Raw genomic sequence first — 15,186 nt, 5'->3', positions numbered from 1 at the left:
ATAATTCCTTTAATATTTACACTTTATTTTAAAGTATAATTCTATTTTTGAGGTAAACCATCAAAATAAAACGCAAACCATGCCTAATATCCGTTTTCAAGCCCTTCAGGCAGTATTAACAAGGACAATTCCTGAAACAAAAGCTCCGTCTACAAAAATTTCTGATTTTTTTGGAGCAAATGTGTTCGATATTAAAAAAATGAAGGAGCTTCTATCAAAAGAAGCTTTTAATAGTATAGTTAATTCTATCGAAAAAGGTGAAACCATCCCACGGGACATGGCAGAACAGGTTGCTACCGCCATGAAATCATGGGCATTAAGCAAAGGTGCCACACATTATACACACTGGTTCCAGCCACTTACCGGCACCACTGCCGAAAAGCACGATGCTTTTTTTGAACCAACTGCCGATGGCGGCGCGATAGAAGTATTCTCTGGCGATGCGTTGGCTCAACAAGAGCCGGATGCATCAAGCTTCCCTAGCGGTGGTATCCGTAATACTTTCGAGGCACGTGGCTATACTGCGTGGGACCCTTCATCGCCTGCATTTTTAATGGCACGTACCTTATGTATACCAACTGTTTTTGTATCGTATACCGGTGAAGCATTAGATTATAAGGTACCCTTATTAAAGGCGGTGAATGCTTTAGATAAAGCCGCGGTTGATGTTTGCCATTATTTTGATAAAGGCATTGAAAAAGTAAATGCATCATTAGGTATTGAGCAAGAATATTTTTTGGTTGATATAGCCTTATTTAATGCGCGTCCCGACCTTTACTTAACAGGTCGTACTCTATTTGGCCACATGTCTGCCAAGAACCAGCAGTTAGAAGATCATTACTTTGGTTCTATACCTGAGCGTGTGTACGCTTTCATGCAGGATATGGAAACCGAATCCTTATTATTAGGTATACCGTTAAAAACACGCCATAATGAGGTAGCACCTTCGCAATTTGAATGTGCACCTATTTATGAAGAGATCAATTTAGCTATCGATCATAATCAGTTGCTAATGGATTTGATGGATCGCATAGCGAAGCGCCATAATTTTAAGGTGTTATTGCACGAGAAACCTTATGCGGGCATAAATGGCTCTGGTAAGCATAATAACTGGTCGATGATTACCAATACAGGTAAAAACCTATTGTCGCCGGGCAAAACGCCAAAGAACAATTTAATGTTCCTGACTTTCTTTGTTAATACTATTAAAGCAGTATATGAGCATGCAGATCTGTTAAGAGCATCAATAGCTTCTGTAAATAATGATCACCGTTTGGGTGCTAACGAGGCACCTCCCGCTATTATATCTATATTCCTGGGCAGCCAATTGAGCGAACTTTTAGACGAGATAGAAACATCACGTATCAGCAAAAAAGTAAAAGACGAAGCATTATTATGGCAGGGCATCCCTAAAATACCACAGATATTAAAAGATAATACCGACCGTAACCGTACATCGCCATTTGCATTTACCGGTAATAAATTTGAACTGCGCGCTGTAGGCTCGTCAGCAAACTCTGCGAGCCCTATGACTATCTTGAACCTGATAGTAGCAGATCAGCTTAAAAAATTCAAATATGATGTAGACAAACTATTAAAGAAAGGCGAGAAGAAAGACGTAGCCTTATTAATAGTAATTAAGAAATATATTAAAGAGTCAAAAAATATCCGCTTTGAGGGTAATGGCTATAGTGATGAGTGGGAAAAAGAAGCCGCGCAAAGAGGTTTATCTAACTTTAAAACTACACCTAAGGCGCTTGATGCCTTTATATCAGAAAAATCTGAAATTTTATATGCCGAAAACTCGGTATTCACCAAACGCGAGGCTCATGCCCGCCATGAGATATTGTTAGAAGCTTTCTTTAAAAAGCTACAAATAGAAGCCCGTGTTATTGGCGAACTGGTAATGAACGTTATTATTCCTTGTGCAATTGAATATCAAAGCAATTTGGTTGCAAGCGCCAAAGGCCTGAAAGACCTGGGATTAGACAAATCTGTTTACCAGGTGCAATTAGATATCATCAATAAAATTGCCGAGCATATTAATTTCATTAAATTAAATACAGACCAGATGGTTGCCGAGCGTAAAAAAGCTAATGATATTGAAGATCTGCGAGAAAAAGCCATTACTTATGATGAAAAAGTAAAATCATACTTCCAACCTATTCGTTACCATGTTGATAAACTGGAGCAACTGGTTGACGATTCATTATGGCCGTTGCCTAAGTTTAGAGAGCTGTTATTTATTAAATAATATACATAAGCCTTCGCAAATGCGGGGGCTTTTTTATTATAAAACCTATATTTGCCGCATGGTTTCTTCGCAACGATATGATCAAAGAGGGGTATCTGCCTCTAAAGACGATGTACACAACGCTATAAAAAATATTGATAAGGGCATTTTCCCTAAAGCATTCTGTAAAATAGTACCCGATATTTTAACTAACGATGCGGAGTATTGCAATATAATGCATGCTGATGGTGCCGGCACCAAATCATCATTAGCTTATACTTATTGGAAAGAAACCGGCGATATTTCTGTTTGGCGTGGTATAGCGCAAGACGCCATTATAATGAATTTAGACGATCTGCTTTGTGTAGGCGCTACTGATAATATCCTTTTATCATCTACCATCGGCAGAAACAAAAATCTGATACCAGGTGAAGTAATAGCTGCCATAATTAACGGTACAGAAGAAATACTGGCAGAGCTGCGCGATGCCGGCATAGGCATTTACTCGACAGGTGGCGAAACTGCTGATGTTGGCGATTTAGTACGCACCATAATTGTTGATTCGACCGTTACCTGCCGCATGAAGCGTAGTGATGTAATATCAAACGACCGTATTAAACCCGGCGATGTTATTGTGGGTCTTGCGTCATACGGACAAGCCAATTACGAGAAAGAATACAATGGCGGTATGGGTTCAAACGGATTAACTTCTGCACGCCATGATGTATTTAATAAAACTATTGCCGACAAATATCCGGAAAGCTATGATGCAGCTATTCCGTACGAATTGATATTCTCGGGTACAAAGAGACTGACTGATCCAATAAATATTGGTAAAGAACAATCTATTACTGCGGGAAAGCTGGTCTTATCAGCAACCCGCACCTACGCACCTATTATTAAACAAATATTAGATAAATATAGAAGCCAGGTACACGGCATGGTACATTGCAGCGGCGGCGCGCAAACCAAAGTACTACATTTTGTTGATGGGTTACATATTGTTAAGGATAATCTCTTCCCTATCCCGCCGTTGTTTAAGCTGATACAGGAAGAATCAAAAACCAGTTGGCAGGAAATGTACAAAGTGTTTAACATGGGGCACCGTATGGAGCTTTATGTACCACAAGAAATAGCCGGGGATTTAATTAAAATATCACAAAGTTTTGATGTTGACGCGCAGATCATTGGCAATGTTGAAGCAGCAGGAACAAAACAAGTTACTATCAGATCTGAATTTGGCGAGTTTGTATACAACTAGCCAAATAATACTAAACAAAAAACCCCGACCAAATTGGCCGGGGTTTTTTATTGAATTTATTAGAGATTAAAACAATGTAAATTCTACACGGCGGTTTATTTGACGGCCTTTTGCAGTTTTATTTGTTGCAATTGGTTGATTTTTGCCATACCCGGTAGCCTCTATACTTGATGCATTAGCCCCTTTACTTACCAAATAAGATTTGATAGATTCTGCACGTGCTTTAGACAGTCTCATATTAGCATCGCTTGACCCTACGTTATCTGTATGGCCTGCTAATTTTAAGCTAAAGTTTTTATCAATTAATAATTGAGCAACCCTATCTAAACTTGGATATGAATGTGCACGGATGGTAGCCTTACCAAAATCAAATTCAAGATTTCTGATAGCTTCTTTAACTATTTTTCTATCTTCTTCGGTTACAAAAACTTTAGTAACTGATGCCGGTGCTGGTGCAGCCACAGGAAGCGGACACCCTGAACCGTCTACCTTAACACCTGAAGGTGTACCCGGACATTTATCAAAAAAGTCAGATACGCCATCGCCATCACTATCAGTAGTATATTTAGCCAAATTAGCGTTAGCTGCAGCCATATCAGCTCTAAGTTGATCGTTTGCCGCTTTTTGCGCGTCAATTTGACGTTGCAATCTTTGTTCTTCGGTTAAGTATTCGTTTTGGATTGATGCAATTGGGTTAGCCCATTGTAAATGGGGTTTTGATTTTGAACCCAAAGAAAACTCTATACCTCCATAACCGTATGAGTAATGGCTGGTTTTAGGATATTGATTAACACCACTAAAGCTGCTGGCATCAATAAAATTCTCATTATAACCTAAGTTAATAGCAACGGCGTCGCTTACTTTAAATTTAACACCTAAACCAATTGGCATAACCAATGCTGATGATTTAAAAGATGAAGACGCTGTAGTAGGGAAATCACTACCGTTATAACCTGTAACGGTAGGCGTATAATAAACTATACCCAAACCGCCGTTTAAATAAAACTGCACCGCATTTTTACGGCGCAAATAATCAACCGTAGCAAAATTTAATACGCCGCTTAAACTAACCTGATTAAATTTAGTGCTAAAGTTTGTGTATCGTTCGCCAGCATTGTTAAAAACATAAGGCACATTTGAAGAAACTCCGCCTTTTACCGTGCCGCCATTATAATCAAGTTGCAAACCAAATGAGTGAACAATTTGATCTCTGATGGATAGGCCGTAGCCAAGGGTTGGTTGCCAATGGTCAAAGGTATTATGTCCGCCGGTTGCCAATATTAATGATGGCAAGCCGGCGTTAATACCAATTGACCAGGTATTGTAAGCGGCAGAGCCGGCAAATGGTTTTACAAATTCATTACTTTCGGAATTATTGGTTTGAGCGAATACACTACCGCTTAACAGTGCTCCTGTTAACATAAGAGCGGCTCTTTTAAAATTTGTTTTCATAATTGTTGTTTTAGTTTGATCTGCGTTAAATAAGGCAAACGTTAACCTGTATGGGCAATACTAATGCCACAAGCAGCAACTTATGCAAACAAGCTATAAACCAGTAATTAATGGACAAACAGGCTCCATAAGCAAAATTTATTATTGTGCTTTAAAATGTACAGTTTGTAAGATATGAAGAGGATTGTTGTGATATAGAATCCATTGCAAATACATCGAACCGATGACTTTAAATAAATTCAGGGGAGATTTACTATTCCATTCTTTACTTCCAGTCCACAAACAACAACCTAGCTATTTGTAAATTTGCCCAACTTTTAAATCCGGTATTTATCGGGTTTATTTATCACAACGGTTGCCATTACAAAAATGCTCAAAGAAAAAAATCAACGTATATCTACCATATTAGCATTTGCATTACTGCCGCTTTCCGGATTCGCTACTGATATTTATATTCCGTCATTACCCAGCATGGGTGCCGATATGCATATCAGCAGTATACAGGTGCAACTTACGCTTACTTTGTTTTTAATAAGTTACGGCACTTCGCAGCTTTTCCTGGGGAGTATTTTAGATGCTTACGGCCGTTACCGCTTTAGTATAGGCGCTCTGCTAGTATTCATTGTGGCGAGCATTGTTATAGCCATCACCCATAATATTTATATTATTTACGCTATGCGGATAATACACGGCATAAGCGTGGCCATTATAGTTATAGCTAAACGGGCCTATTTTGTTGATGTTTATAAGGGCGACAGGCTTAAACACTATTTAAGTATGTTCACCATTATATGGTCGGCGGGGCCAATTGTGGCGCCGTTTGTGGGTGGCTATTTTCAAAGTACGCTGGGCTGGCAATCTAACTTTTACTTTTTAGCGGCTATGGCTGTAATTATAACTATCCTGGAGATAATTTACAGCGGCGAAACGCTGAAAGATCCGCATGTGTTTAATTTAAAGAAAATAGCAGGCTTATATGTAGAAATGATGCAAACGGCAACCTTTAGCTTAGGTATTGTGATGCTGTGTTTTGCCTACTCCATGGTGATCATGTATAACATGACAGGGCCATTTATTATCGAACATCATTTTAAATTTACGCCGGTAGTGGCAGGTTATAGTTCGCTTATTTTAGGTTTGGCCTGGATGATTGGTGGTTTTATAGGGCGAGCTTTAATTAGCAGGCCGTTTTACGGAAAATTATTGGTGAATATAATTTTACAGTTGGTTACAGTAATACTGATGATCATCAGCATAAACTTTATTACCAACATATACACTATGATTTGTTTTGCCTTTATTATACATGTTGGGGCGGGCTTTACCTATAATAATTACTTTACTTATTGTTTGAGCAAATTCCCAAAAAACGCGGGCATGTCCGGCGGATTAACAGGCGGAATGGTGTATGTTATGCTATCAGTGTTAACGTATGTTGTGGTATCAATTATCCCGGCTAAGGACGAACTTAATCTTAGTTATAGCTATTTGGTTTTTATATTACTGTCAGTCGTGGTGATGTATATACTGTTTAGAATGAATAAAAGACCTGGCAAAATGCCGATTACATCTTAAATTCTGTATCAGGGAATGCGATTAGACTGTTAGGGATGGTTATTTAAAATTAACCTGCTATCTTTAAATCCACCAATACCTGATAAACCAATTTCCTGATGTTGCTTGTAAAAAACAAAGTTTTATTAACCGTAATGCTATCGGCTTGCTGCTTTTACGGCTATAGCCAGCAAATTACTAATCCTACTACCAACACTTTAAAAGCAGGATTTATAAATCCGCCTAATACAGCCAAACCTGGCGTGTACTGGTATTTTATGGATGGCAATATGTCAAAAGAATCCATAAAAAAGGATCTGGAATCCATGAAAAAGGCAGGTATTGGTAACCTGATATTTTTAGAAGTTAATGTGGGTATTCCCCGTGGCCCGGTTGATTTTTTAAGCGACCAATGGCAGGAAATGTTTAAATATGCCGTACGCGAAAGCGAACGATTAGGCATCGAAATAACTTTAGGCATCGGCCCAGGTTGGACAGGCAGTGGCGGCCCGTGGGTAAAGCCCGAACAGTCTATGCAGCATTTAGTATCAAGCCAGATAAACGTAACAGGTGGGCAAAAGGATATTAAATTACCCATACCCCCACCCAAAAGCCCCTACTTTGGCGAAGGCGCTTTTAGCCCCGAACTAAAAAAAGAATGGAACAAGTTTTACGAAGATGTGGCTGTACTGGCCTATCCTACTCCGGCTGTTGATGAGAAGATAAAAGACATTGATGAGAAAGCCCTTTACTATCGTGCGCCGTATTCGTCAGCCAAAGGAGTTAAACAGTTTTTACCATTGGTAAGCGATTATACCTCAACGAATCCACAAGCTACTATATCCAAAAACAAAATAATTGACGTTACCAAATATCTGCAGCCGGACGGCTCCTTAAACTGGACTGCGCCCACAGGCAACTGGACGATAATGCGGTTTGGCAGGCGCAATAATGGCGCTATAACCCGCCCTGCCCCTGTCCCCGGATTGGGTTTTGAAGCTGATAAGTTTGATACCGTTGCTTTAAACGCACATCTGGATAATTATGTAGGTAAGCTATTACGTAAGGTTGGTACTTTGGATAAGAAATCAGCAGGAGGTTTAAAACGCCTGCACATGGATAGTTGGGAAATGGGATCGCAAAACTGGACACCGCATTTTAGGGCAGAGTTTATAAAACGCCGTGGTTATGATCCTCTGCCTTATTATCCTGTTTATGCCGGCCATATTGTAGAGAGCCAGGAAATAAGCGAACGCTTTTTATGGGATCTCCGCCAAACATCGCAGGAACTGATATTGGAATATCATGCCCTCGCTGTTAAAAAATATGCTCATAAAAATGGCATGTCCTTATCCATTGAACCATATGACATGAACCCTACCGCCGACCTGGAACTAGGCGCGATTGCCGATGTACCCATGAGTGAGTTCTGGAGTAAAGGGTATGGTTTTAATTCGTCTTTTAGTGTGGTAGAGGCAACTTCAATAGCACACGTTAATGGTAAATCACTTACACCTGCTGAAGCATTTACGGCTCACGGCGAAGACTGGAGACAGCACCCGGGCTCTATGAAAAACCAGGGCGATTGGGCCTTTGCTGCCGGTGTAAACCGATTTGTATATCATACTTTCCAGAATCAATACCTAGCCGACTCACTGCGCCCCGGCGCGACAATGGGCCCCTACGGTGTACATTGGGATCGTAACCAAACTTGGTGGCCAATGGTGGGCGCTTATCATCAATATGTTAGCCGGTGCAGTTATATGTTGCAGCAAGGCGTGTCAGTGGCTGATGTTTTGTATCTAAACCCCGAAGGTTCGCCGCATGTGTTTCGTCCGCCGTTCTCTGCTATGACGGGTAATGATACCATCCCTGATAGAAAGGGTTATAATTTTGACGGATGCGCGCCGGGCTTATTGTATAAAGCCAGCGTTGTTAGCGGTAATATCGTTTTCCCTGGCGGAGCAAGTTACCGTCTGTTAGTATTGCCAGCCGTACCGACCATGACACCCACCCTGCTTGAAAAAATAGCTGCGTTGGTTAGGGCCGGAGCAACAGTTGTGGGTGCGCCGCCATTAAAGTCGCCAAGTTTGGTAGGTTATCCGGCGATTGATAATAAGATCGTTTCTTTAGCTAACCAGATATGGGGGCCGACATCCGGCGTAGCGCAAAAATCTCATACTTATGGCAAAGGCAAGGTTATTTGGGGTGGCGATTTGGCAACAGAACTGGATAACCTTTACCCAAAATATGATTTGACTGCTGCTATTTTAAGTTCAATGCATGTAGTGCAGGATTTTAGATCAGATGGCCCTATCCGGTATATCCACCGCACCACTACAGATAGAGACGTTTATTTTATTGCTAACAAAACGGGCGAGGCAATAGATGCCCAAGCTACCTTCCGCAGTATTAAAGGCACACCCCAGCTTTGGGATGCGGTAACGGGTAATTTTAAAGGCCTGGGCGAGTTTAAAAAGCAAAGTAGCACAACTACCATCCTTATACATTTGGACGCTTACCAGAGCTATTTTGTAGTATTTGCCAAAGATGTAAAAGCAGTACTCACATCGGCCAAAAATAAAAACTTTGTAGCGCCAACTGTAGTGGCCACTTTAAGCGGCCCGTGGAATGTTTCTTTCGACCCGAAATGGGGTGGCCCTAAAAATATTGTGTTTGATGAGTTGACCGACTGGACTTTGAGGCCCGAAGAAGGTATTAAGTATTATTCGGGTATTGCTACTTATCATAAAACATTTAATATTAATCTCGCTCAAAACGGTAACGATAAGCTTTACCTTGATCTTGGCGAAATTAAAAACCTTGCTCGTGTAAAACTAAACGGCAAAGATCTGGGCGTGGTATGGACGGCCCCGTGGCGCGTACAAATACCGGAATCGCTATTAAAAAAACAAAACACGCTTGAAATTGAAGTAGCCAACCTTTGGCCAAACCGTTTAATAGGCGACCAAAAAATAGCTGGCGATGGCCCAACAAGCGGCAGGTGGCCAAACTGGATAACTAAAGGAGAACCAAGACCAGGCAAACGTTATACTTTCACTACATTCGAGCCTTATCGTAAAGATACGCCGTTGCTCAGATCAGGTTTGATCGGGCCGGTAACTATTCAGAAAGGCAATCACTAAATATTTATATAGATGACATCAGCAGGAATTAAAATAGGGCTTTTTGGCATTGGGCTAGATACTTACTGGGATCAGTTTGAAGGATTAGAAAAACGATTGGCTGGTTATGTAGATCTCGTAAGCGAAAAAATTGGCGGCTTTGGGGTTGAGGTGGTAAACCTGGGCCTGATAGATAATGCTCAAAAAGCTTTTGATGCGGGCAGTCGGTTTAAACGTGAGGACGTTGACCTGATATTTTTATACGTTACTACTTATGCTTTATCCTCAACCGTATTACCGGTTGTTAAGAAAGCTAAAGTGCCTGTAATAGTACTTAACCTTGCTCCCGAAGCTGCCATTGATTACACCACATTTAACAAACTAAATAACCGCACCACCATGACCGGCGAATGGCTGGCATCGTGTTCTGCCTGCCCCGTGCCCGAGATAGCTAATGTTTTTAAACGGTCAAATATTCCATTTCACCAAATAACCGGCATGCTCAACAACGACCCGCACGTTTGGCAGGAGGTTGAAGAATGGATAGCAGCAGCAAAGGTGGCGCATACTATGTACAATAACACCCTTGGCGTAATGGGTAATTATTATGGAGGGATGCTGGATATTTACAGTAACCTAACCTTGCAATGCGCCACCTTCGGCGGGCATATAGAGATCATTGAGGTAGACGAATTATCGGCGCTGCGCAGTGAAGCGGATGTTGATGAGATCATGAAAAAGTTTGACACGTTCCATACATGGTTTGATGTACAATCTGATTGCTCGGTGGATGAATTGACAAGGGCTGCTATTACTGCTGTGGCTTTAGATAAACTCGTGGTTAAATATAATCTGGGCTCGCTGGCGTATTACCATAAAGGCACGGGCAATATAAATGCCGATACCATGAGTTCTGTAATACTAGGAACATCATTATTAACCGCGCAACATATCCCAGTAGCCGGCGAATATGAGATCAAAAACGCCCAGGCCATGAAGATCATGGATAGCTTTGGCGCAGGCGGATCATTTACCGAATACTACGCCATGGATTTTAACGATGATGTGGTATTAATGGGCCATGACGGCCCCTGCCATCCCGCTATCGCCGAAGGCAAGATAAAAGTAAAACCATTACAGGTTTATCATGGCAAAGTGGGCAGCGGCCTTTCGGTTGAAATGTCAGTAAAGCATGGGCCGGTTACGTTGTTATCTGTTGTGGAAACCGCCGATGGCAAGATCATGCTACTAACCGCCGAAGCTGAATCTGTTGCCGGGCCGATATTAGAGATTGGTAATACCAATAGCCGTTATAAGTTCCCGCTGGGCGCACGTGGTTTTGTAGAAGCCTGGAACGCGCACGGCCCGGCGCACCATTGCGCTATTGGTAACGGGCATATCGCTTCTAAAATACAGAAGTTGGGTGATCTGTTGGGAGTGGAGTGTGTGAGGGTTTGTTGATCTAAATAGTTTGTCATTCTTCGCTACGCTTAGAATGGCAAACTATTTAATCCTCTTAATACCCATACCTCACCTTATCCATTTGATTACTCAAACACTCACCGACACAATTCCCGCTTTTACCGATAACTTTTCCCTGCCTACGGGCTAAGTCTTTTCCTGGTACTACCATTCGTTTAGTTTTGAAATAACAAAATCAACAACTCATGAACATACTATCAGGAACTATAACTACCAACGAAGAAGATTACTTAAATACCACCACCATATTTGGCGGGGTTAAACGGACAATTCTTTCAAAAGATTTTAAAGGCGGGCACATCCAAAACATATTCGGCAGTACCGAGCTGGATTTTACTTATGCGGATATAACAGGTATTGTTACACTGGATATTTCGCAGGCATTTGGCGAGATAACTATAGCCGTACCGGCAGACTGGCGCGTAGAAGCAGACCTGGTTCATTTCTGCTCTGTAGTGGATGAAGACCGTACTTACAATAACCGTGGCTACAATTCAAGCAAAGTGCTGTTGCTTAAAGGCGTATCCGTAATGGCAGTAATTGATGTGGTGAGCTTTGTATAATCAGGCCCACCACATCAATTAGTTTTATTTTATCGCTCCCGCATCGCGCAGCACTTCTTTATTCATACGGATATATTCTGAATTGCCATCTTTCTCGGCAATAGCCAGCCCCATTTTTGCTGAAGCAATAGCACCTTTTTTATCACCAAGTTTTAATAAGATTCTTCCCATCCAGTATTTTACGTTATAAGCATCGGGTTGTACTTTTTCCATTTCGTTCATCCAAACTAAAGCTTTTTTCATATCCAGGTTATGGTTGTAATACCATACAGCGGCAACGTAATAAGGCTTGTCTTTGCCTTTCATCATTTTATTGATATTGGCTATAACTCGGGCGTTTATATCAGCTTTTAAGTGAATAGCTACACCGGTGTTTTCCCATAGTATTTGGAGGATTCCCCTATCTACATTTACATCAGCAAATTGTATAGTTAGAGTTTCTAACGGCGTGGCCAGTTTATAAGATTTTACTTTAAAGCGCAATACATCCTGTTTTTGATCGTACGAGTATGCTCCCCATTGTTTAGCTGTTTTGTTGATAATTACGGTCCACTCTGCAGCGCCGGGAATGGTGAATAAAGCATATTCGCCCGGTAATACCCTGTGGCCTTCCATGGTAACGGTATCTGTAAGTTTAAGGATAGTAGCAGAGTTTGCACCTGTGCGCCATACTTGCCCAAAAGGCTCAATATTATTAAATATTTTACGGCCCTTTAAGTTGGGACGGCCATAGGTTATACTAATGGTACCGAGGCCAAATTCCTGATCGATGTGTTGGGTTGAACTAAAATTAGGGATCTGTGCTTTAACAGTAAATGTTGCAAGGCAAATAGCAATAAAGGTTAGCGTTTTTTTCATCAGTTAGTGTTTATAGTAAAATAATCAAATGGCCGACAGTCTGTTAATCAACCGTAATCAAATCAAAATGTGTGTTTTTATAATAATTTATTACTTCCACCAATAAAAGGTTTGGTATCCAGCTTAAAAACGAAATAATTATATAATTATTGGCAAACCCAACACCGTTGCCAATAACCGTAAAAATAAATATATAAAACCGCAAAGTAACCGCGCCAAAAGCTAAAGCATAACTCCTGCGCATCATTTTAACATGGCTGGTTACATTTCCTCTCCGTATGACTAACCAGGCGGCCAAAGTAAAGCCTATCCATAAAGTATTTTGTAATAAAAAGGAAATCGTAACCCATTGCCCCCTATTTATAAATACCGTCATTAAGTAAGCGCCTGGTGCAGAAATAAATAAAACCCCAAACACATAAATTTTACCTAATATTTTATGCAGCAGGCGATTATTATAAATTCGCTTAGAAAACTGAAGATAACCGATCAGCAAAATTATGCTACTACCTATTATATGGCAATAAAATGCCGGCAAATACCATCCTGTTTTAATTGCAGCTCGCTTTAGGTCTAAAAAGACACTATGCGTCCTAAAATCATAATACTGCAAAAATGTGCCTGCGCTTAAAACCAACACCCAGAAAAAAGCAAAGTACCAAAGTGCGCGCTCTATTATCTTCATTTAGCAGCGATAACATTGGGCCTGACGCCCTTTAATTTTTGATCGATAAAGTTGATGTTGTATTTGTCTATTACTGTAAGAGAATCGTCAACATTAGCATTAGGTGGTTGCACCCTGTTGCCAAAGGCTATATTATCATCTGTCAGATCTGAGAAAATGTCTCTCCAGCGTTTATCTTTAAAATGATACCTATAATCGGCGTAGATCTCATTTTTCATATAAAGCAACATATCATCTGTGACGTGATCTATCGGCCTTTTAACTTCTGCTAATTCATAACAAGCCTGTAGATAGGCATCATCCATTTTAACATACTTAGTAAAACCGAAATCCCTCCTGTTTTTTAATTCAACCAGTTTATTACCCTTTACAGCCAGGTAATAATAATATGGCCCGCCTACAACTGACTTCGTCGAATCATAAAGCTGTATAGCAAGTATAGATCCGGACCGTACTTCAAACAAGCTATCATTAATTGCTTTAATGCTATTGAAATCACAAATTGTTTTTGAAGTGCTTCCGCCCTCTTCATTGCCATGATCAGTATAAAAATCGGCGGTAAGTATTTTATTAGACCTTTTATCAACAATTATTAAGTTCTTCTTGTCATAAAACTCTGCCCGGCCGCCCAAAAAATAATCCCTTATATTATAAAAGGCAGACTCAAACCAGTTGTCATTACCGGTAGTGTGTTCTGCTGTCTTCACTATATAATTGGTACTTACATCTTCATATTCAATATTCTTGCGTAATGGATTTTTGAAGAATTTTACAGCTGGTAACAAATTAAGATCAACCAAATACGATGGTGTGATATAAACAGTACCATGCGCAATTCGAGAATTATGTTCGGTTATAATTTCGGTGTCCGAGTTATCCATCGTAAACGAATTGGTTTGTTTTAGCCTTGGCAAGATATCCACTATTTTAAGGTCGACCCTCTCAGAAATAGTGAGATCTTTTTTCAAATAATAAAAATCGGCGGCTGTTTGTAGTACCGCTAAATTTGCATCATCATTAATCGGGAAAATATGATCATAATTAACAGGAACAACAACTTTACCTGTTAGATTATAAAAGCCTTTTTTATGTTCTTTTTCAACTTCCACCAAATCATTAAATGTTCCGCTGATGTTATGGACAAGATCAAAATCAGCAGGTATGATTTCTTTCAGATCGGGTCCAACCAAACCCATTTTATAGGTTTTTGTCGAATCTCTTAAAATACCACCTGGCGAATAAATGTCCCATACGCCTTTTATTACATAGAAATAAGTCTTTGCGTTAACATGCGCAAACCAAATAACACTGTCGTATCTGGTTTTTAACTGCGTTGCTGTTATAAAAGCTTTTAATGTTACCGCCGCGTAAATCTCAGAGTCAGTGTACATCTTGCTCCTGATATAATTTTCGTACGCAATGAGGTCTATTAAAAACATTTTCGCATCTGCCTGTACTATCTTTAACTGATGTGCATCATTTTTTTGCAGCCTTAATATAAGTGTCGAATGTTTAGAGGGTAATGTGTCATTTACAAACTTGACAGGAATGTTGGTTTCAGTAAGCTGTGGGTTAATGAATTTTATTTCGCTGTCATCAACATTCAAGCTAATATTTGCAAGCGGTTTAGCAACCCCGTTTGCGCTGGTTAAATGGGCCAGTATAGTAATTAGCTTTTCTAAGCCCGGCGATTTTCCATCCGTGTCAAAATAAACGCGTAATGAATCTATGTTACCTTTACCTACTTGTTGACTGAAAGCGGTTAGGAACTCTTTTACTTCAGATTTTTCAGACCTGTTGGCATTCATGCCGCGCACTAAGAAAAACACGCTTGCAAGTAAAATAACACTCGCCAGGCTGATAAAGATGATATGTTTAGTTTTCATTATATCAAATATATAATTTTAAACTAATCTATAATTATCACCTGCATTTTTCAGACATTAAAATAAATTAGCATACCTCGCCCCAAA

Annotated in this window: 10 protein-coding genes; 6 read left to right on the top strand and 4 right to left on the bottom strand. The window is 40.2% G+C overall.

The window, feature by feature from the left end; all coding sequences use genetic code 11:
• Window positions 1-79: 79 nt before the first annotated feature.
• Both JWQ34_RS11085 and JWQ34_RS11080 read left to right on the top strand, forming a co-directional pair.
• Window positions 80-2,254, top strand: coding sequence for a glutamine synthetase III (locus JWQ34_RS11085; RefSeq protein ID WP_299357324.1), 2,175 nt, complete (start codon window positions 80-82; stop codon window positions 2,252-2,254).
• A 58-nt stretch (window positions 2,255-2,312) separates the two neighbouring features.
• Entirely contained in the window at window positions 2,313-3,494 is a 1,182-nt protein-coding gene (locus tag JWQ34_RS11080; RefSeq protein ID WP_299357323.1) for an AIR synthase related protein, read from the top strand.
• A gap of 66 nt (window positions 3,495-3,560) precedes the next feature.
• On the opposite strand, the gene JWQ34_RS11075 is transcribed toward JWQ34_RS11080, so the two are convergent.
• Entirely contained in the window at window positions 3,561-4,946 is a 1,386-nt protein-coding gene (locus JWQ34_RS11075) for an OmpA family protein (RefSeq protein WP_299357322.1), read from the bottom strand.
• 369 nt (window positions 4,947-5,315) lie between these two features.
• Here JWQ34_RS11075 and JWQ34_RS11070 point away from each other — a divergent pair, with 369 nt between their 5' ends.
• From JWQ34_RS11070 to JWQ34_RS11055, 4 genes are all read left to right on the top strand, one after another.
• Window positions 5,316-6,521, top strand: coding sequence for an MFS transporter (locus tag JWQ34_RS11070; protein WP_299357321.1), 1,206 nt, complete (start codon window positions 5,316-5,318; stop codon window positions 6,519-6,521).
• 98 nt (window positions 6,522-6,619) lie between these two features.
• A complete protein-coding gene (locus JWQ34_RS11065) occupies window positions 6,620-9,646 on the top strand; it encodes a glycosyl hydrolase (RefSeq protein ID WP_299357320.1) in 3,027 nt (1,008 codons plus the stop codon).
• Between the two features lie 12 nt (window positions 9,647-9,658).
• Window positions 9,659-11,086 (top strand): arabinose isomerase, encoded by a 1,428-nt coding sequence (locus JWQ34_RS11060; RefSeq protein WP_299357319.1) that lies wholly within the window; start codon window positions 9,659-9,661, stop codon window positions 11,084-11,086.
• 206 nt (window positions 11,087-11,292) lie between these two features.
• Window positions 11,293-11,670, top strand: coding sequence for a LiaF domain-containing protein (locus tag JWQ34_RS11055; protein ID WP_299357318.1), 378 nt, complete (start codon window positions 11,293-11,295; stop codon window positions 11,668-11,670).
• 24 nt (window positions 11,671-11,694) lie between these two features.
• Here the strand turns inward: JWQ34_RS11055 and JWQ34_RS11050 are convergent, their stop codons facing one another.
• Genes JWQ34_RS11050 through JWQ34_RS11040 form a run of 3 tightly spaced genes read right to left on the bottom strand, consistent with a single transcriptional unit; the run spans window position 11,695 to window position 15,099 of the window.
• Window positions 11,695-12,528: a DUF2911 domain-containing protein gene (locus JWQ34_RS11050; protein WP_299357317.1), complete on the bottom strand. Its 834-nt coding sequence runs from the start codon at window positions 12,526-12,528 to the stop codon at window positions 11,695-11,697.
• 43 nt (window positions 12,529-12,571) lie between these two features.
• The gene (locus tag JWQ34_RS11045) at window positions 12,572-13,213 is read right to left on the bottom strand and encodes a DUF2306 domain-containing protein (RefSeq protein WP_299357316.1); all 642 of its coding nucleotides are present in this window, start codon (window positions 13,211-13,213) and stop codon (window positions 12,572-12,574) included.
• Entirely contained in the window at window positions 13,210-15,099 is a 1,890-nt protein-coding gene (locus tag JWQ34_RS11040) for a WG repeat-containing protein (protein WP_299357315.1), read from the bottom strand. The genes JWQ34_RS11045 and JWQ34_RS11040 overlap by 4 nt, the downstream gene beginning before the upstream one ends.
• Window positions 15,100-15,186 lie beyond the last annotated feature (87 nt).

Source organism: Mucilaginibacter sp., from assembly GCF_028288185.1.
In the GTDB taxonomy this organism is placed as follows: domain Bacteria; phylum Bacteroidota; class Bacteroidia; order Sphingobacteriales; family Sphingobacteriaceae; genus Mucilaginibacter.
The sequence above is the reverse complement of the archived record's forward strand: the minus strand, read 5'-3'. Positions and strand labels throughout refer to the sequence as shown.